The organism is Nitratireductor soli, from assembly GCF_001050155.1.
Classification (GTDB): domain Bacteria; phylum Pseudomonadota; class Alphaproteobacteria; order Rhizobiales; family Rhizobiaceae; genus Nitratireductor; species Nitratireductor soli.
On record NZ_LFVY01000017.1, the window covers coordinates 1 to 18,051 of the forward strand.

16 protein-coding genes are annotated in these 18,051 nt (G+C 66.5%); 4 read left to right on the top strand and 12 right to left on the bottom strand.

Annotated features, from left to right (window positions below):
- Window positions 1–389 precede the first annotated feature (389 nt).
- Both mutL and AB843_RS19585 read left to right on the top strand, forming a co-directional pair.
- Entirely contained in the window at window positions 390–2,258 is a 1,869-nt protein-coding gene (gene mutL / locus AB843_RS19580; protein ID WP_048648593.1) for a DNA mismatch repair endonuclease MutL, read from the top strand.
- 78 nt (window positions 2,259–2,336) lie between these two features.
- Window positions 2,337–2,573 (top strand): DUF2093 domain-containing protein, encoded by a 237-nt coding sequence (locus AB843_RS19585; protein WP_048648594.1) that lies wholly within the window; start codon window positions 2,337–2,339, stop codon window positions 2,571–2,573.
- 5 nt (window positions 2,574–2,578) lie between these two features.
- On the opposite strand, the gene lpxK is transcribed toward AB843_RS19585, so the two are convergent.
- The 6 genes from lpxK to AB843_RS19615 all read right to left on the bottom strand — a co-directional run bounded on the left by lpxK (window position 2,579) and on the right by AB843_RS19615 (window position 8,213).
- Window positions 2,579–3,604, bottom strand: a complete 1,026-nt coding sequence (lpxK, locus tag AB843_RS19590) for a tetraacyldisaccharide 4'-kinase (protein WP_048648595.1) — start codon at window positions 3,602–3,604, stop codon at window positions 2,579–2,581.
- Window positions 3,597–4,916, bottom strand: a complete 1,320-nt coding sequence (gene waaA / locus AB843_RS19595; protein WP_048648596.1) for a lipid IV(A) 3-deoxy-D-manno-octulosonic acid transferase — start codon at window positions 4,914–4,916, stop codon at window positions 3,597–3,599. Before waaA ends, lpxK begins: the two co-directional genes overlap by 8 nt.
- A 3-nt stretch (window positions 4,917–4,919) precedes the next feature.
- Complete coding sequence (locus tag AB843_RS19600; RefSeq protein WP_244468038.1) at window positions 4,920–5,636, bottom strand: lysophospholipid acyltransferase family protein; 717 nt, start codon at window positions 5,634–5,636, stop codon at window positions 4,920–4,922.
- Between the two features lie 82 nt (window positions 5,637–5,718).
- Window positions 5,719–5,967, bottom strand: a complete 249-nt coding sequence (locus AB843_RS19605; RefSeq protein ID WP_048648598.1) for a DUF4170 domain-containing protein — start codon at window positions 5,965–5,967, stop codon at window positions 5,719–5,721.
- Between the two features lie 85 nt (window positions 5,968–6,052).
- A complete protein-coding gene (locus tag AB843_RS19610; RefSeq protein WP_048648599.1) occupies window positions 6,053–6,880 on the bottom strand; it encodes a 3'(2'),5'-bisphosphate nucleotidase CysQ in 828 nt (275 codons plus the stop codon).
- The gene (locus AB843_RS19615) at window positions 6,867–8,213 is read right to left on the bottom strand and encodes a TldD/PmbA family protein (protein WP_048648600.1); all 1,347 of its coding nucleotides are present in this window, start codon (window positions 8,211–8,213) and stop codon (window positions 6,867–6,869) included. The genes AB843_RS19610 and AB843_RS19615 overlap by 14 nt, the downstream gene beginning before the upstream one ends.
- A 235-nt stretch (window positions 8,214–8,448) precedes the next feature.
- Between AB843_RS19615 and AB843_RS19620 the strand changes: the two genes are divergently transcribed.
- Window positions 8,449–10,266: a monovalent cation:proton antiporter-2 (CPA2) family protein gene (locus AB843_RS19620; RefSeq protein WP_048648601.1), complete on the top strand. Its 1,818-nt coding sequence runs from the start codon at window positions 8,449–8,451 to the stop codon at window positions 10,264–10,266.
- Window positions 10,267–10,496: 230 nt separating this feature from the next.
- Here AB843_RS19620 and AB843_RS19625 read toward each other — a convergent pair whose 3' ends face one another.
- The 5 genes from AB843_RS19625 to AB843_RS19645 all read right to left on the bottom strand — a co-directional run bounded on the left by AB843_RS19625 (window position 10,497) and on the right by AB843_RS19645 (window position 16,464).
- Complete coding sequence (locus AB843_RS19625; RefSeq protein ID WP_048648602.1) at window positions 10,497–11,378, bottom strand: patatin-like phospholipase family protein; 882 nt, start codon at window positions 11,376–11,378, stop codon at window positions 10,497–10,499.
- 4 nt (window positions 11,379–11,382) lie between these two features.
- Window positions 11,383–12,699, bottom strand: a complete 1,317-nt coding sequence (locus AB843_RS19630; RefSeq protein WP_048648603.1) for a M16 family metallopeptidase — start codon at window positions 12,697–12,699, stop codon at window positions 11,383–11,385.
- 32 nt (window positions 12,700–12,731) lie between these two features.
- Window positions 12,732–14,105: a M16 family metallopeptidase gene (locus AB843_RS19635; protein ID WP_048648604.1), complete on the bottom strand. Its 1,374-nt coding sequence runs from the start codon at window positions 14,103–14,105 to the stop codon at window positions 12,732–12,734.
- Between the two features lie 91 nt (window positions 14,106–14,196).
- On the bottom strand, window positions 14,197–14,751 hold the full coding sequence (gene rsmD / locus AB843_RS19640) for a 16S rRNA (guanine(966)-N(2))-methyltransferase RsmD (protein ID WP_048648605.1): 555 nt from the start codon (window positions 14,749–14,751) through the stop codon (window positions 14,197–14,199).
- Window positions 14,752–14,754: 3 nt separating this feature from the next.
- Window positions 14,755–16,464 (bottom strand): pseudouridine synthase, encoded by a 1,710-nt coding sequence (locus AB843_RS19645; RefSeq protein ID WP_053086156.1) that lies wholly within the window; start codon window positions 16,462–16,464, stop codon window positions 14,755–14,757.
- Between the two features lie 189 nt (window positions 16,465–16,653).
- Between AB843_RS19645 and AB843_RS19650 the strand changes: the two genes are divergently transcribed.
- Window positions 16,654–17,127: a nucleoside deaminase gene (locus AB843_RS19650; RefSeq protein WP_425286826.1), complete on the top strand. Its 474-nt coding sequence runs from the start codon at window positions 16,654–16,656 to the stop codon at window positions 17,125–17,127.
- Between the two features lie 115 nt (window positions 17,128–17,242).
- Here AB843_RS19650 and AB843_RS19655 read toward each other — a convergent pair whose 3' ends face one another.
- Complete coding sequence (locus AB843_RS19655) at window positions 17,243–17,902, bottom strand: hypothetical protein (RefSeq protein WP_048648608.1); 660 nt, start codon at window positions 17,900–17,902, stop codon at window positions 17,243–17,245.
- Window positions 17,903–18,051: the final 149 nt, after the last annotated feature.

The window sequence follows — 18,051 nt, forward strand, 5'->3', positions numbered from 1 at the left end:
CCTTGCCAGGCATCTCCCCCTCAAGGGGGAGATGCCTGGCGGCGGGTGTGTTTTCCGCAATCGCCACCGGAATCAGGAGCACACGACATGCCTGCAAGCCGATCTCCCCCCTTGAGGGGGAGATGGTCGGCAGACCAGAGGGGGGTGCTGCGCCGGCAGGCGCAGAGGGAGTGCCGGCGTCCGCGCGCCCTTCTCCCCGCCTGCGGGGAGAAGGTGAGGATGAGAGGCGAGCGCCATCATTGGCAGAGGCAACAATGAAGGGAAAACCCATGCGCCGGCGCTCGCCCCTCATCCTCCTGCCGGGACCTTCTCCCCACAGGTGGGGAGAAGGAGGCCGCCATCCCCTTCCCGCCCTTCGCATCGCTTCCGAATCCCCGTAGAATCGCTCCATGACCATTCGCCAGCTTTCCGACACCGTCATCAACCAGATCGCCGCCGGCGAAGTCATCGAGCGGCCGGCGAGCGTCGTCAAGGAACTTGTCGAGAACGCGCTCGATGCGGGCGCTTCGCGCGTTGAGGTGGCGACGGCGGGCGGCGGGCTCAGCCTGCTGCGCGTCAGCGACAATGGCTCGGGCATGGCGGCCGGCGAATTGCCGCTCGCCGTGTCGCGCCATTGCACGTCGAAACTTTCCGAGGACATCCACGACATCCGCACGCTGGGCTTTCGCGGCGAGGCGCTGCCGTCCATCGGCTCGGTGGCCAGGCTGTCGCTGCGCTCGCGCCCGCCGGGCGCCGACGCTGCCGCCGAGATCACGGTCGAGGGCGGGCGCGTGTCGCCGGTCCGGCCGGTGGCGGCCAACCAGGGCACCACGGTGGAGGTGCGCGACCTGTTTTTCGCCACGCCCGCCCGGCTGAAATTCATGAAGAGCGAGCGCGCCGAGACCGCCGCCATCAGCGAGGTCGTCAGGCGCATGGCGCTGGCCTTCCCGCAGGTGCGCTTCGCACTGTCGGGCACCGACCGCGGCGTGCTGGAACTGCCCGCCGTGCCGGCCGATGGCGACGGGCTCCTGCGCCGCATCGCCCAGGTGATGGGCAAGGAATTTTCCGAGAACACGCTGGCCATCGATGCCGCGCGCGAGGGGGTGAGCCTGACCGGCCATGTCTCCATCCCCTCGTTTACGCGCGGCAATGCGATGCAGCAATATTTCTACGTCAACGGGCGACCCGTGCGCGACAAGCTGCTCGCCGGCGCCATTCGCGGCGCCTATATGGACGTGCTGCCGCGCGACCGGCATGCGGTCGCGGCGCTGTTCCTGTCGCTCGACCCGGCGCTGGTCGACGTCAACGTCCACCCGGCCAAGGCCGATGTGCGCTTCCGCGACCCCGGCCTGGTGCGCGGGCTGATTGTCGGCGCCATCCGCCACGCGCTGGAAGGGAGCGGCATGCGCGCCTCGACCTCCGGGGCCGACGCCATGCTCGCCGCCTTCCAGCGGCCGGCGCGCGGTTTCTCCGGCCCCGCCCCTGCCTACACCCCTGGCTCGGCAATGAACGGCGGCTCCTTCGCCCGCAGGCCAGCACAGGACTGGCGCTGGGAGACCTCCCCCTCACGTCCGCTGGATGGCGCGCCCGCGCCGGTTTCCGGCTTTTCCGCCCCGCGGCAGGCCGCCTTCGACGTCGGGCCGGGGCTGAGCGCCGATGCGCGCGCCGGCGTCGAGGAAGCGCCCGCCGAATTGACGCGCAATCCGCTCGGCGCGGCGCGGGCGCAGGTGCATGAAAACTACATCGTCGCCCAGACGGAGGATTCGCTGGTCATCGTCGACCAGCACGCCGCCCATGAGCGGCTGGTCTACGAGGCCCTGAAGGAGGCGCTGCATGCGCGCCCGCTGCCGGCGCAGATGCTGCTGATGCCGGAGATCGTCGATCTGCCCGAGGAGGACGCCGAGCGCGTCGCATCCCATGCGGAGCTCCTCGCCCGGTTCGGGCTGGGGCTGGAGCGGTTCGGCCCGGGCGCCATCGCCGTGCGCGAGACGCCCTCCATGCTCGGCGCGGTGGACGTGCCGCAACTGGTCCGCGATCTGGCCGACGAGATCGCCGAGAACGACACGGCCGACACGCTGAAGGAGCGCATCGACCATATCGCCGCGACCATGGCCTGCCACGGCTCGGTGCGCTCGGGCCGGCGGCTCAGGCCCGAGGAGATGAACGCGCTGCTGCGCCAGATGGAGGCGACACCCGGCTCCGGCACCTGCAATCACGGCCGGCCGACCTATATCGAATTGAAGCTGACCGACATCGAGCGGCTGTTCGGCCGGCGGTGAGCGGCGGTCAGCGCTGGTGCGGTGACTTGACGCCGCCGCCGAATTGTGGCGCAACGGCATTGAAGTGAGGCTCTGCACATGAACCGTTTCGAAGGCTCCGGCGCGCGCGAGGCGCGCATCCGTTATCTGGATGGCGATTTCCAGGTCATGACGCCCGGCGCCTTCGTCCGCTGCGCGGTGACCGGGCAGTCCATCCCGCTCGACGAGCTCAAATATTGGAGCGTCGCGCGGCAGGAACCCTATCTCAACGCCGAATCCTCGCTCGCCAGGGAGATGGAGGAGAACCCGGACCTGCGCAAGCGCGCGCGGACCTGACCCGCCTATTTCAGGCTGCGCTCGCGCCACGCCTCGATGGCGGCATTGATGATGATCTCAGCCATGTCGGGCGCGGCGAACACCGCCTCCACCGCCAGCACATGGCAGCGCTCGGCCAGTTCCCGCATGGCGGCTGCGCCATGGTCGAGCCGCACCAGGTCCTTTTCGGTGGTGATGAGCGCCAGGCCCGCCGCCTGCGCCGCGCGCTCGAGTTCGCGCACGTCCTCCTCGTCGAACGGATGGTGGTCGGGAAAGCTGCGCGTCTCGATCACCGCGCCGCCCGCTTCGCGCAGGCTGTCGAAGAATTTTGCCGGATTGCCGATGCCGGCGAAGGCGAGGAAGCGCCCGCCCTTGATGCCGCGCGCCCGGCGCGCTCTGAGGCGCGCCTCGTACACCGGCTTGCCGGCGCGCGAGGCCCGGCGCACCACATGATCGGCGGCGTCCCCCTCGCCCATGGTCAGGACCGCATCGGCGCGGCGCAACTGGTCGATCAGCGGCGCGCGCAAGGGGCCGCCGGGAATGACATGGCCATTGCCCAGGCCGCGCCGCGCATCGACGACCATCAAAGCGTAGTCCATGTGGATCCGGGCGCTTTGAAACCCGTCATCCATGATGATGAAATCGCAGCCGGCCTCGATCAGAACACGTGCGCCTTCCGCCCGGTCATGCGTGACCACGGTCGGCGCGCGGCGGGCCAGGAGCAGCGGTTCGTCGCCGACGAGCCTGGCCGAATCGTGCCTGGCGTCGACCAGGTGCGGTTTCGACAGGCTGCCGCCATGGCCGCGCGAGAGGAAGCCGGGCTTGCGGCCGGCCTTCACCGCCTGTTTGGCCAGGGCGATGGCGACCGGGGTCTTGCCCTCGCCGCCGACGGTGAAATTGCCGACACACAGAACCGGCGCATCGACCGGCGTGCGTCGGGCCGCCGCAAGGCGGTAGCCGGCCACCATGCCGTACAGCGTCGAGAATGGCGACAGACACCAGGCCCGCCAATCGGCCGCCTCCCACCAGAAAGGAGGTGCTTCGCTAGCCATAGAAATGGTCGTCTTCCAAACGACTTTTGACAATCAGCGGATGAATGTATGGATCGAGCGCCTGCAATGTCCGCTTCAGGGCGCCGGACATATCCTCGACGGCGGTCAGGCCGGCCTTGATCATGGCGCCGCGCGCGACATGGTTGTTGAGCAGGAAATTGACCCCGCCTGCCAGCATCTCGCCGTCGCGCACCAGCCGCGCGCCGCCGCTGTCGATCAGCCGGCGATAGGCATCGCGGAAGTTCTGCACATTGCAGCCGGCCAGAACCGCGGTGCCCAGCCGGGCCGGCTCGATCGGGTTCTGGCCGCCTTCCTGGACCAGGGAGCGGCCGACAAAAGCAATCTCCGTCAAACGCAGGTAAAGGCCCATCTCGCCGATCGTGTCGCCGAGGAGGATGTCGATGTCGGGCGTCACCGGGTCATTGCGGCTGCGCCTGGCGACCTTCAGGCCGCGCGCCTTGAATTCCTTTTCGAGATCGCCGGAGCGCTCGGGATGGCGCGGCACGACGATGGTCAGCAGGTCGGGATGGCGGGGCTTGAGCTTGAGCTGCACGTCGGCGGCGATCTTTTCCTCGCCCTCATGGGTGGAGACGGCTGCCCAGGTCTCGCGCGCCCCGATGGCGCGCTGCAGCCGCTCCAGCGACGGCTTGTCGACGGGCGGCGCGGCGGTGTCGACCTTCATGTTTCCCGAGACCGTGACCGGCCGCGCCCCCAAGGTGCGGAAGCGCTCGCCATCGACCTCGGACTGGGCCACCACATGGGCGAGGTTCTCGAACAGCGCCTCGGCCAGATAAGGCCGCTTGCACCAGCTGGCGAAGGAGCGGTCGGACAGCCGGCCGTTGACGAGAACCTGCGGAACGCGGCGCGCGCCGAGTTCGAGGATGGTCATCGGCCAGATTTCGGATTCGGCCATGATCGCCAGGTCGGGCCGCCAGTGATTGAGAAAACGGCTGACGGCGGGTTTCAGGTCGAGCGGCACATATTGATGGATGACGCGCTCGTCGAGCCGTTCATCGGCCACCTTCGCCGAGGTCACCGTGCCGGTGGTCAACACGATGTTGATGCCGTATCCGAGCAGATGCTCGATCAGGCCAATGACGGCCACCGTCTCGCCGACGCTGGCCGCATGCATCCAGATGAGCGGGCCCTCGGGGCGTGGCCGCCCGGCCTGGCCGTAGCGTTCGTGGCGGCGGACGCGATCTTCCTTGCCCTTGCCCGCACGCCAGACGATGTAGCCGCCGATCATCGGAAAGGCCGCGGCACCCGCCCAGCGGTAAGTCGTGAGAATGGCCCGCGCCCAACGTTCACTCATCGTTCAATGGCCGTCGACGAGGAGGTATGCCTGCCGCGTGGCTTCGTTCAAGGATGCGGTCACCTGCTGGCGCTTCTCTTCCATCAGCGCCTCGTCCGCGTCGGCATCGACATGGATCGGCTCGCCGAGAATAACGGCGCTGCGGCCGAACGGCAGGTTGATGGTGGTCTTGTCCCAGGTCTTCTCGAGAACCTTGCGCCGGCTGGTGGCGATGGCGACCGGCACGATGGGCCTGCCGGAAATGCGCGCCAGCGTGACGATGCCCAGTCCTGCCTGCCGGGGGGTGCCATGGGGAATGTCTGCGATCATCGCGACATTGCAGCCACGATCGATGGTCTTTTTCAAGGCAATCAATGCCGAGGCGCCGCCCTTGCGGCTGTCGCGCTCGCCCTTGCGGCCGCCCGAACCACGGACGATGCCGAAGCCGAGCTTTTCAGCGACGAGCGCATTCAGTTCGGCATCGGCGCTGCGCGAGAACAGCGCGACGATCCTGTGCTTGCGCGGGTTGATCGCCGGGCCCATCAGGTGCTGACCATGCCACAAGGCGGCGATGGCCGGCGAGTATTCGGCGATGGCCGGCTGCAGATCATGGGAACCGGCGACGCGCGGATTGGTGCGGTTGATGAAGCGGATCGCACCTGCCATGACCGTTGCCAGCGCCTGCTTTACAAAGCGCGACTTGGCAAGCGGCTTGCGGATGCGGCGCCATAAGCCCTTCATGGGGCGCGCACCCGACCTCTTCCGCTCAACGTTGACGGTATGCGACGGCGCGGTCGCCTTGTTTCCCATGAGTTGACCTTCGTTATCCCTGAACCTGACCGGCACCGGGATCGAGCAGGCGATGCAGGTGAACGATGAAATAGCGCATATGCGCGTTGTCCACGGTTTCCTGCGCCTTCGCCCGCCACGCCTTCTCGGCGGATTTGTAATCCGGATAAACCCCGACAATGTCGAGCGCATCGAGATCGCGGAAAGTGATGCCGGACAGCGACGACAATTCGCCACCGATCACCAGATGCAAAAGCTGCGACTTCTCGTTCTCTTCGGCCATGATCAAGCCCGTTTGCAATGAAAATGCTGTGGTGCGCAAATCGCTACACGCCCGTGTAGAATAATTCCGGCAATTTTGAAACCGTTTAGAACCCCCCGCCCCCGGCTTCTCGATGATCCGGATCGGCGATGACGGCTGCCATCTCGGTGAGCAGGGGTCGACTGCCGGCGGCGAGCGCTCCGTGCCGCGGGTCCGCTCCCGCGAGCCGTGGCGGTTTGCCTTGTGCGTTCAGCATCAACCCTCCCGCTTCCTCGAGGATCAAGTCGGCGGCGGCAATGTCCCAGTCATGGGAATTCGGCTTGACGAATGTGGCGTCCAGCGCGCCATGCGCCACCATGGCGATGCGATAGGCAAGCGAGGGCACGTAGCCATGCGGGCTGGTCTTTGCGGCCGTTGCCGCCGGCAGGTTCTCGAGCATGGCTTTCGGACCGGCGATCACGAACTGTCCCGTCGGCGCCTTCACGCCGATGCGCCGGCCATTCATGAAGGCACCGGCACCGCGCGACGCGGTGTAGATTTCATCGAGCGCCGGACAATCGAGGACGCCGGCAACGCTTTGCCCCTGCCGCACCACGGCGATGCTGACGCACCAGGTCGGCCGACCGTCGATGAAGGCGCGCGTGCCGTCGATCGGATCGACGATGAAGACGCGCTCGGCGGAAAGACGCTCGGGAGACCCGGCGGTCTCCTCCGAAAGCCAGCCATAGGACGGGCGCGCGGCCAGCAGCCTCTCGCGCAGAAAGCGGTCGACCGCCAGGTCGGCCTCGCTCACCGGCGACTTGCCGTCCTTCCACCAGACCTCGGGATCATGGCGGAAATACTTGATCGCGATCCGGCCCGCCTCGCGCGCCGCATCGGCGATCAGGATCAGATCTTCCTCGAACGAGGCGTGCGCTGCTTCATTTTCCGGCAAGCGTCATGCCCTCGATCAGAAGGGTCGGCGCGGCGGTGCTGAAATTGCGGTCGAGATCGCTGGCCGGAATCATCCGAAGGAACATGTCTTTCAGATTGGAGGCGACCGTGACTTCAGCCACCGGATAGGCGAGTTGGCCATTCTCGATCCAGAAGCCGGCGGCGCCGCGGCTGTATTCACCGGTGACGAGATCGACGCCCTGGCCGAAGACCTCGGTCACGTAGAAGCCGGCCCTGATGCCGCCGATCAACGCTTGCGGCGTGCTTGTGCCGGGTTCCAGCGCGAGATTGGTGGAGGACGGTGAAACGGAGGACGCGCCGCGCACGCCACGCCCATTGGTGCCGGGAAGGCCCAGTTGGCGCGCCGCCGAGGTGGAGAGGAACCAGTGCTTCAGCACCCCGTCCTCGACCATCGTCACGTGTTCACCGGCCACGCCCTCACCGTCGAAAGGGCGCGAGGACTGGCCGCGCCTGCGGGCTGGATCATCCGTCACCGTGATGCCGGCAGCGGCAATCTTCCTGCCCATCATCTCGCGCAGGAAGCTCGATTTGCGCGCCACCGAGGCACCGTTGATGGCCGAGGCCAGGTGGCCGACGATGCCGCGCGCCACGCGCGGATCGTAGATGACCGGAAACTGTCCGGTTTCGACCTTGCGGGCGTTCAGCCGCTTGACGGCACGCTCGCCGGCGCGCCGGCCGATCTCGGCCGGCGCATCGAGATCGGCAAAATGCAGGCGCGAGGAATAGTCATAGTCGCGCTCCATGCCGGTGCCCTCGCCGGCGATGACGCTGACGGAGCGGGAGAACCGCGTCGCCTCATACTGGCCGACGAAGCCGTCGGAGGTGGCGAGAACCAGCCCGCCCGAACCCGCGCTGGCGCCGCTGCCGGAGGAGTTGGTCACGCCCGTGACGGCCAGCGCCGCCTCCTCGGCGGCCAGCGCGTCCTCCTTCAGCCGGTCGGACGATATGTCCGTGCTGTCGAAGAGCTCCAGATCGGCCGGTTGGCGCGCCAGGGCCGCCGGGTCGGCCAGTCCCTGATAGGGATCCTCCGGCGAGACACGGGCCATGGCGACGGCACGCTCGGCCAGCGGCGCCGGATCGGCATTGGCCGGCGCCGAGACGCTGGCCACGCGCGCGCCGACGAAAACGCGCAGCGACATGTCATCGCTTTCCGACGCCTCCGTGCCCTCGACCTTGCCGAGACGCACGGAAACGCTCTTCGAGCGCGCCCGCACGACGACAGCGTCGGCGGCATCCGCTCCGGCCTTCTGCGCCGCCTCGACCAGGGCGGCCACACGGTCGACCAGATGCCGTCGTTCAGAGTTCACCGTCATCGATATCCTTACGCGTTTGAGCCACCAGGTTGAATCACCTGGCGTCCGCATGAATGCGGAAAGACAAAAAGACAGAGCATCCTTGTGTCGCGTCTGGAGGACACACGGCGCTCTGGCTGGAGAAAATCATTGCGCCTGGAAGGCTGATACAGGCTGCACCTTGCTTCCATTTATGATTCGCCCGACATATGTGCAATGGTGCGGGTGCTTTTCATCAAACACGAACGGAGCGCTGATGGCTGTCGAGGCTGCGCCACTCTATTATGAACCGCTGCTTCTGCTTGCCGGAGCCGTCGTCGCCGCACCGCTGTTCAAGCGCATCGGGCTTGGCACGATTCTCGGTTACCTCGCCGCCGGCATCGCCATCGGCCCGGTGGCGCGGCTGATCGTCGATGGCCGCGAATTGCTGCACGTGGCCGAGCTTGGCGTGGTCTTCCTGCTGTTCATCATCGGTCTCGAACTGAAACCCGCCAGGCTGTGGGCCATGCGGCGCAGCATTTTCGGCCTCGGGCTGGCGCAGGTGCTGGTGACGGGCACGGCGCTGGCGCTGATCGGCGTGGTTCTGGCCGGCCTCTCCTATGGCGCGGCCTTCGTCATCGGCTTCGGCCTCGCCCTGTCGTCGACCGCCTTCTCCGTGCAGACGCTGGAAGCGCAGGGTGCGCTCAACCGGCACTATGGTCAGACATCGTTCTCCATCCTGCTGTTCCAGGATATGGCCATCGCGCCGCTTCTGGCGCTCATCCCCCTTCTGTCGCCCGGCGGCGAGGGCGCGGAGGCGATCAGCGGCGAGCGTTTCCTTCTGGCGCTGGGCAGCATCGCGGCACTGATCGTCGCCGGCCGCTACCTGCTCAACCCGCTGTTCCGCATCATCGCCAATACGGGCGCCAAGGAAGTGATGATCGCCGCCGCGCTTCTGGTGGTGCTCGGATCGGCCACGCTGATGCAGATCGCCGGGCTTTCCATGGCGCTCGGCGCCTTCATCGCCGGCGTATTGCTGGCAGAATCCTCCTTCCGGCACGAGCTGGAAGCCGACATCGAACCATTCCGCGGCCTCTTGCTCGGCCTGTTCTTCATGGCCATCGGCCTGTCCCTCGACCTCGGCATCATCAGCGAAAACTGGCTGATGATCCTCATCGCCGTGCCGATCCTGATGCTCGTCAAGGCGCTGATCCTCTTTGCGCTCTGCCGCATTTCCGGCAGCGAGCACAATGACGCGCTGCGCGTGGCTGCGCTCCTGCCGCAAGGCGGCGAGTTCGGCTTCGTGCTGTTCACCGCCGCAGCATCCGCCTTCATCTTTCCCTCGTCGACAGCCTCGCTGCTGATCGCCATCGTCACCGTGTCGATGGCGTTGACGCCCCTGTCCGTGCGCCTGGGAGAAATGCTGAGGCGCAGCGAAGCGAAAGAGGAGATGGACGAGGATTTCGACGGCGCCGGCTCAGACGTGATGATGATCGGCTTCTCACGCTTCGGCCAGATCGTCTCGCAGGTGCTGTTGTCGGGTGGAACCGACGTGACGATCATCGACCATTCGGCCGATCGCGTGCGGGCGGCGGGCCGCTTCGGCTTCCGCATCTATTTCGGCGATGGGCGGCGCAAGGAGGTGCTGGAAGCCGCCGGCATCCGCCGCGCCAAGCTTGTCGCCGTGTGCACGAACGGCGTCGCCGCCACCGACCGTATCGTCAATCTGATCCGCGACGAATATCCGCATGTAAGGCTCTATGTGCGCTCCTACGACCGGGCGCACACGCTGTCGCTGCGCAACCGCGATGTCGAGTATGAAATCCGCGAGACCTCCGAATCGGCGCTGATGTTCGGCTGCAGGACATTGCAGGCGCTCGGCTCCAGCGAGGACGTCGCCCGCGACATCATCGAGGATGTGCGGCGGCGCGACGATGAACGGCTGGCGATCCAGGCGGTCGAAGGCATCTATGCCGGCAACGACAAGATGCGCGTGCGGCCGGTGACGCCCGAACCGCTGGTCAAGCCAAACCGCGAGGCCCGCCGCCTCGACCGGGAAACACCAGAAGAGGCTAAGGAAACGTTGGGGAATTAGAGCATTTGCACTGACCCGGCGCGTGGTTCGACAAGCTCACCATGAGGAGGACATCTGGTTGCATGGCAGGCCCATCTGCAGCGTCTCGAATTGAGGCTCCATGCCAAGCTCAATCGCTCTCATGGTGAGCTTGTCGAACCACGCACAACGCGGTTGCCGCAAGATCAGACACAACCGGCATCGGCGTGCATCGCACATCGTGACCCGGACCCGCAGCCCGCGAAAAGCCCCTACGCTTTCTCGAGCCGCGCGACGGCGGTATCGATCGCCCGCTTCAACTCGTCGCGGATCGCCGCGGTTTCGGCCAGGATCGCGTCGATCTTCATGAAATCGAGCACGCGGAAACGCGACACGGCGGGGCGGATGAGAATGTCGGGATGCTTCTGCGACAGCTTCATGGCGGTGATCGACTGCATCATCAGCTGGCTGGAACCGAACATCAGTTCGATCGAGGTCGGCGGCTTGCCGCCCGTGTCGACGGGAGCGCCGACCACATCGACGGCAATCAGTATGTCCGCCTCGCCCTCGATCAGGTCGAAGGGCACGGGGTTGTAGATGCCGCCGTCGATCAGCGTGCGTCCGTTGCGCTCGACCGGACGGAAGACGGCCGGGATCGCCGCCGAGGCGGCCAGCGCCTGGCACAGGGGGCCGCGGTCGAGCACCGCCAGCTCATGGCCGTAATAGTCGGTTGCCGTGACCCGCAAGGGGATCGTCAGTTCCTCGAAAGTGTCCGGGACGGCCGGTGGCAGGAACGTCTTGATGATGCGTTCGGCGTTGAACTGACCGAAGCGGAAGCCGCCTTCGACCATTTCGGAAAAATTGCCCGGCCGCGCCCGCCACAGGCGGCTGGCCACCTCGGCGCGGCTGCCGAGGATGGCGCGCGCATGGGCGTGGATGTCCTTGCCGCGCATGCCGGCGGCAAATCCCGCCCCCATCAGCGCACCGATGGAGGACCCGGCGATGACTGTCGGCCGGATGCCGAGCTCGTCCAGGACCTCGATGACGTGGATATGGGCCAGCCCGCGCGCGCCACCGCCGCCGAGCGCGACGGCGAAGCTCAGCCCATCGCTTGAAACCGCTGCCGCCTTGCCGCTGCCGCTTGCCGCCTGCATGACGCTAGCCCCCGTTCTGACCCGCAGGCCCGATCACCAGCATGGCCGGCTTGGCGCTCAAAAGGCGCTGCGCGGCCTTCTTGACATCGTCCAGCGTGACGGCGTTGATCAGATCGGCGCGGCGCTGGATGTAGTCGATGCCCAGATCGTCCTGCTGCAGGCCAACCAGCGTGCGGGCGATCGCCGTCGACGAATCGAGATTGTTGATCGGATAGGAGCCGATGACATAGGTCTTGGCCTCGTCCAGTTCCTTCTGCGTCGGTCCCTCGTCGCGCATGCCGTCCACGACATCGCCGATCACCGTCAGGGCAGCACCCGCCTGCTCCGAGCTGGTCGCGGTCTGGATGGCCAGCGTCTGCGCATAGTCGCGGCTGTTGAGATAGGACGTCGCGCCATAGGCCAGACCGCGCTTTTCGCGCACTTCGTTGAACAGACGCGAGGAGAAGGTCCCGCCGCCGAGAATCTGGTTCATCAGATAGGCGGCGAAGAATTCGGGATCATCGCGCTCGATGCCCGGGTAGACGAGTTGCAACGTCGATTGCGGCAGCGGATAATCGACCCGCACTTCCTGGTCGAGCTTCGGCTGCATCGTTTCGACCGGCGTCAGTTGCGCGTCTTCCGGCAAGTCGCCGAACACCTTGTCGAGCGCGGCCCCGAGCGCCGCCGCGTCGATCGCGCCGACCACGCCGACGGTCAGGTTCGAACGGGCGAAAACGCGAGCGTGGAATGTCTTCAGATCGTCGGGCGTGATGCTGGCGAGGCTTTCAAGCGTCCCCTCGTCGGGGCGCGCATAGGGATGATCGCCATAAACCGCCTGCTCGAGCGCGCGGTATCCCTGCTTGTTCGGGTTGCGCTCGTCGGAGCGGATCCCGACGGCGATCTGCGAGCGGATGCGCTCGACGGGATCGGCATCGAAGCGCGGACGGGTGACGGCCAGATGCAGGAGATCGAGCACGGCGTCGCTGTTTTCGGCGAGCATGCGGATCTGGCCGATGATGGTGTCGGAGCCGGCCTGGAAGGACATTTCGGCGCCGAGTTCCTCGAGCCGCTTCTGGAACACGTCGAAGGTCAGGTCGCCGGCGCCCTCGTCGAACAGGCCGGCCATCAGATTGGCCATGCCCTCCTTGCCCTGCGGATCCTGTACCGTGCCGCTCTTGAAGGCGAACTGGAAGGTGATGATGGGCAGCGAATGGTCTTCGACCAGCCAGGCGGTCACGCCCCTGTCGGAGGTGACATCCTGGATCTCGACCGCCGCACGGGCCGGCAGGGCAAGAACGATGATCAACGCGAGAAGCGTCGCGGCGGTAGAGAAACTGCGCATGAAAAATCCTGCTGATGAAAATGCGGCGGGTATCATGAGCGCTTCTCCTCGGCGGGCAGAAGGTATCCCTTGACCGCGTGCGACAGGTCCAGATAGCGCTGGGCGGCAGCCTGCACCTGGTCGACGGTGACGGCGGCAAGCCGCTCGGGAAGCCCGGTGATATCATCGACCGAACCACCCGTCGCCAGCGTCGAACCGAACAGATTGGCGCTGCGCACCTGGCTGTCGCGCAGGAAGACCTGGTCGCGCAGGATCTTCGTCCGGGCGGTCTCCAGTTCCTCGGCGGTGATGCCGTCGGTCTTGATGCGGGCGATCTCCCTGTTCAACGCCTCCTCGACGGCGGCCAGATCGGCATCGCCGCGCGGCTCGCCGTAAACACCGATGGCCGAGTAGTCGTATGCGTTGCCCTGCAAATAGCTGCCGGCGCTGGCGGCGATCCCCTGCTTGACGACAAGCTCCTGGTAAAGACGGCTGCGCAGCCCCTCGCCCAGCACCTGCGAGAGAATGGCAAGCGCTTCGAACTCGCCCTTCTTCGCGGTGCGGTGAGATGGCGCGAACCAGTTGATGGAGAGGTTCGGAACGCTGACGCGGGGATCGCTGAACGTGACGGTGCGGGCCGTCTTCTGATCCGGCTCCATCGGCCGGGCGCGCGGCGGCAAATCGGGGCCGCGCGCCACCTTGCCATAAGTGTCCTCGGCCAGCTGGCGCACGGTGTCGGCTTCGACATCGCCCGCCACCACCAGAATGGCGTTGTTGGGCGTGTAGTAGCGGTCGTAGAAGGCCTTCAGATCGTCATGGGTCAGGCCCTCGATCTCGCGCTGCCAGCCGATCACGGGAATGCCATAGGGGTGGTTCTGGTAGAGCGTGGCGTTCAGCTCTTCCGAGAGGATCGAGCCTGGCACATTGTCGGTGCGCTGGCGGCGCTCCTCGAGCACCACCCGGCGCTCGGTCTCGATATTTTCCTCCGACAGCACCAGATGGCGCATGCGGTCGGCCTCGAAGCGCATCATGTCGCCCAGTTCCGTGGGCGCAACCTGCTGGTAATAGGCGGTGAAATCGTAGGAGGTGAAAGCGTTCTCATTGCCGCCGACAGCAGCGACGGCCTGCGAGAACTCACCGGAGGGATAGGTGTCCGTGCCCTTGAACATCAGGTGTTCGAAGAAATGCGCGATGCCCGATTTGCCTGGATCCTCGTCGGCGCTGCCCACCTTGTACCACAGCATGTGTGTGACGACCGGGGCGCGGTGATCGGGTATGACGACCACATCGAGACCGTTGTCGAGGGTGAAATTGGCGACGGCGGCGTCACCGCCCGCTTCGGCCGCAAGCGCCACCGACGCCGCGGCCAGGGAAAGGAAACCGGCGAATGCCGCCCGGCGCGCGGCAGCCGCGAGTGAGTATCTCATAAAGCAATCCCGTATCGTTCGGTTCAGCAACCAGCGCAGCATGGCATGCGCACGTGACGAGCGGAAGCTATCGGCGCAAAAGTGACGAAACTCAGGCGCGTACCGCAAAGCTCGCGCAAGAGGTGCCGTATTCGCGCCGCTCGATGAGCGTGAAGCCGGCAGGAGGCTGGAATGGCGAGGCGGCCGCCTCCTCGACCATGACGAGCGCGCCGGGCGACAGCCAGCCGCCGGCAAGCGCGGCGGCGAGCGCCCTTTCGCCAAATCCCTTGCCATAGGGTGGGTCGGCCAGAACCAGATCGAAAGGCTGCATCGTGCCCGCATCGCCAAGCCTGGTGGCGTCGCGGCGAAAAATCTTGCTGCGCCCCTGCAGTGCGAGGGTTTCGACATTGGTGCGGATCAGCCCGCGGGCAGCGGCCGTCTCCTCGATGAACAGGGCAAAGGCGGCGCCACGCGACAAGGCCTCGATCCCCAGCGCGCCGGTGCCGGCGAACAGATCGAGCACCCGCGCGCCGGCAAGCCGGTCGGCGAAACGGTGCTCCAGAATGTTGAACAGGGCCTCGCGGGTGCGGTCGGTGGTCGGACGTATGGCGTCCGTGCGCGGCGCGGCCAGCACCCGGCCGCGAAACTCACCGCCGACAATGCGCATGGCTCAGCGGCCTTTCGCCGGCTTGCCCGGGCGCGCGCCGGCAGGCCTGCCCTTGCCGGCCGCCGCCGGTTTGCCGGCGAATTTCCCACCCGGCTTGCCGAACGGCTTCGCACCGGGTTTGCCAAACGGCTTGCCAGCCGGCTTCGCACCGAATTTCCCAGCCGGTTTCGCGCCTGGCCTGGCATCGGGGCGGGTGCCGCCGGGCTTGCGGTCTCCATGCGGCTCGGCCGAGCGCGGCCTGTCGCCGTCGGGGCGCGGCTTGCCCTTGCCGTGCGGCCGCGCCGAGAACGGCTTGTCGCCCTTGGGAAAACGTTCGCGCTCGCCGCCTTCCGGCCGGCTTCTGCCCGTGGGCTTGTCCCCGTCCTTGCGGAACGCTCCAGGAGCCCGCTTGGCGAACGACCTGCCGCGACCTTCACCGCCTTCGTCGGGCTTGTCCTTGCCAAACGGCCTCTCGGTGCGCGGTTTGCCGCTCCTGGCAAAACGATCGCGGCTACCGGCCTCGCCAGCCGGGCGCGCGCGCTCCTTGCCGGACGGCGCCGGCCTGGTTCTCGAGCGCGGCTTCTCCGCCGCCTGTTCTTCAGCCATCTCGGCCTTGCGCTTGCCTTGCGGCCGGGCGCCCGGCGCCATCCACACATGGGCGCCACGGCTGTGTCGCGCGCTGCCTTCGCGTCGCTCGTCATCGTCGCGCCGGCCACCGGGGCGCGTTTGAAGACGGCCGCGCATTTCCTCGCGATGCTCCTCGCGATCGCGCTTGCGGTTCTTGACGAAGCCCTCGCCGCCGATGCGCTCGCGCGGTTCGTCGCCGCGCGGCGGGCGCGCTTCACCCTTGTCGCCGGCGGGCGTCTTGCGTTCGCCGCGCACCGGCTTGTTGGAGAACGGCTTGGCGATCGGCGCCTCGAAATTGGCGCCCGCTTCGGCGATCAAGCGGTCTCCGAGCTGGTCGCGCAGCATGCGGCCCTTGATTTCCTGCACCTCGCCTTCGCCCAGCGTGCCAAGCTGGAAAGGACCGTAGGACAGGCGGATCAGCCGCGTGACGTCCAGCCCCAGCGCGCCGAGCACATTCTTGACCTCGCGGTTCTTGCCCTCGCGCAGGCCGACCGTCAGCCAGGCATTCGAGCCCTGCTCGCGGTCAAGCGTCGCCTCGATGGCACCGTAGAACACGCCATCGACGGCAATCCCCTCCTTCAGCCCTTCCAGGGCCGTCGCATCCACCTTGCCGTGGACGCGCACACGATAGCGGCGCAGCCAGCCGGTGGACGGCAATTCCAATGTGCGCGCCAGGCCGCCATCATTGGTCAGCACCAGAAGACCCTCGGTGTTGATGTCGAGCCGGCCAATGGTAATGAGGCGCGGAAGGCCGGGCGGCAACACGTCGAACACGGTCTGGCGACCTTGCGGATCGCGATTGGTGGTGACCAGGCCGGCGGGCTTGTGGAACAGGAAAAGGCGCGTTCGCTCGACTTCCGGCAGCGGCTTTCCATCCACTTCGATGCGGTCGGAGGGGCCGACATTCAACGCCGGCGTCGTCAGGACCTTGCCGTTGACCGTCACGCGGCCGGCCGCAATGATCGCCTCGGCATCGCGGCGCGAAGCAACACCGACCCGCGCCAGGCGCTTGGCGATGCGCTCGCCCTTGCTGGCGGAAGGGTCAGCCTCTGATGCCTTCTGAGCGCTGTCCTTACGGGGTGAAGTCTTCGGTCGGTCGCTGGTCATGGTGGCCCTTGCCTGTGGAGCGCTGCGCATCCTTATCGATGCGCAACGGGCACTCCGGCTCTCTTAAACTACGCGGCGCGCTTTGCGAAATCGATTTCGATTTGGTTTTCGATTTGGTTTTCGATTTCCGGGCGGATGCTATAGAGGCGGCTAGGTATCAACTTGGTCCGCCAGTTGCGAGCAAAAAGATTGAGCGATCGGGCGAAAGCGAAATACAGCGCCTTCATGGATGCGGCCATCGAGGAGGCCCGCCTGGCCGCCGCGCGCGGCGAGGTGCCCGTCGGCGCGGTGATCGTGCGCGACGGGGCGATCCTGGCACGGGCCGGAAACCGCACCCGCGAGCGCAACGACCCGACGGCCCATGCGGAGATCGTGGCGATCCGCGAGGCTTGCGCCGCGCTCGGATCCGAGCGGCTCGTCGATGCCGATCTGTATGTGACGCTGGAGCCCTGCGCCATGTGCGCCGGGGCGATTTCGTTCGCCCGCATCAAGCGTCTTTATTTCGGCGCCGAGGATGAAAAGGGCGGCGCGGTAACCAGCGGCGCCCGCTTCTTCAGCCTGCCCACCTGCCATCATGCGCCGGATGTCTATGCCGGCATCGGCGAGAGCGAGGCAGCGGCGCTGCTCAAATCATTCTTCCGCGCACAGAGGACAAATGATTAGCGCGTCTGCGCTTTAGAGCGCCGTGCGTCCTTTTGGACGCACAAAGGACGCTCCATCTTCTTGTTTTTCCGCATTTATGCGGACGTCAGGTGATTCCACCTGACTGCAAAATGCTTTAAGACCCGAAGGGCCACAGACGGCGCAGGTCGAAGCCACCGCCGCCCTTCTGGGCGGCGCGCTTGGCCTCGCGGGCCTTCTTGGCCTCGGTCTCACCCAGTTCACCGACAGGCGCGGTTTCAGCCGGCTGGCGATAGACGACCGGCGGCTCGCTCAGATAGCGGCGCGAGGTCGGATTGACATTGCTGAGCTCGGCGCGCTGCTTCAGCACTTCTTCGCGCTGGCGCCTGGCCATCGCCGGATCGAGCGCGCCGGTGTCGCTGCGCGCATTGACACCGATGTCGCGCTGCACCGGCGAGCGATAGAACGGATTGTCCTGGTTTTCCGTCGCCTCGGCGCGGACGCGGGCAAGCCGCTGTTCGGGCGATTCGGGCCATGCCGGGTTGCCGGACGTGGCAACATCCTCCTGCGGCGGCGGCAGAACCTCGGTGGAGGCCGGCATGACAATGCCGGCGCGCGGCTTGTAGTCGATGCGTTCCTTGTTCTTCGGCCCCAGCGACAGGACGCCGGTGACGTCCTCCATCAGCTGCTGGTCGGCGGCCTTGCCCGTCCCGTAGGTGGGGGCGCCCATGCAACCGGATAAAATCGTGGCGGACAGGAAAAGCGTGCCCGACGCCGCGATCATGCCTGCGGACCGCTGCCGTGCATTGGTTTCCATATGTTTCACTGCCACCTCTTTCCCGGAATGCCTCAGGCCACACCTGCAATGCACTCCGCTCAACATCCCGTTACGATCCGCCGGGAAAGCCCGTTCATGCCGTGTCGCGCAGGAATCCGGCGACAACGTGGCATCTGTTACCCGGCGGC

Bases quoted from the DNA above. Each gene is read 5' to 3' on its own strand.
- AB843_RS19630 (WP_048648603.1), bottom strand. From the start codon at position 12,699: ATGCGCAGTTTCTCTACCGCCGCGACGCTTCTCGCGTTGATCATCGTT.
- AB843_RS19655 (WP_048648608.1), bottom strand. From the start codon at position 17,902: ATGGAAACCAATGCACGGCAGCGGTCCGCAGGCATGATCGCGGCGTCG.
- rsmD (WP_048648605.1), bottom strand. From the start codon at position 14,751: ATGCGCATTGTCGGCGGTGAGTTTCGCGGCCGGGTGCTGGCCGCGCCG.
- AB843_RS19625 (WP_048648602.1), bottom strand. From the start codon at position 11,378: ATGCAGGCGGCAAGCGGCAGCGGCAAGGCGGCAGCGGTTTCAAGCGAT.
- AB843_RS19645 (WP_053086156.1), bottom strand. From the start codon at position 16,464: ATGACCAGCGACCGACCGAAGACTTCACCCCGTAAGGACAGCGCTCAG.
- mutL (WP_048648593.1), top strand. From the start codon at position 390: ATGACCATTCGCCAGCTTTCCGACACCGTCATCAACCAGATCGCCGCC.
- AB843_RS19585 (WP_048648594.1), top strand. From the start codon at position 2,337: ATGAACCGTTTCGAAGGCTCCGGCGCGCGCGAGGCGCGCATCCGTTAT.
- AB843_RS19635 (WP_048648604.1), bottom strand. From the start codon at position 14,105: ATGAGATACTCACTCGCGGCTGCCGCGCGCCGGGCGGCATTCGCCGGT.
- AB843_RS19615 (WP_048648600.1), bottom strand. From the start codon at position 8,213: ATGACGGTGAACTCTGAACGACGGCATCTGGTCGACCGTGTGGCCGCC.
- lpxK (WP_048648595.1), bottom strand. From the start codon at position 3,604: ATGGCTAGCGAAGCACCTCCTTTCTGGTGGGAGGCGGCCGATTGGCGG.
- AB843_RS19605 (WP_048648598.1), bottom strand. From the start codon at position 5,967: ATGGCCGAAGAGAACGAGAAGTCGCAGCTTTTGCATCTGGTGATCGGT.
- waaA (WP_048648596.1), bottom strand. From the start codon at position 4,916: ATGAGTGAACGTTGGGCGCGGGCCATTCTCACGACTTACCGCTGGGCG.
- AB843_RS19600 (WP_244468038.1), bottom strand. From the start codon at position 5,636: ATGAAGGGCTTATGGCGCCGCATCCGCAAGCCGCTTGCCAAGTCGCGC.
- AB843_RS19620 (WP_048648601.1), top strand. From the start codon at position 8,449: ATGGCTGTCGAGGCTGCGCCACTCTATTATGAACCGCTGCTTCTGCTT.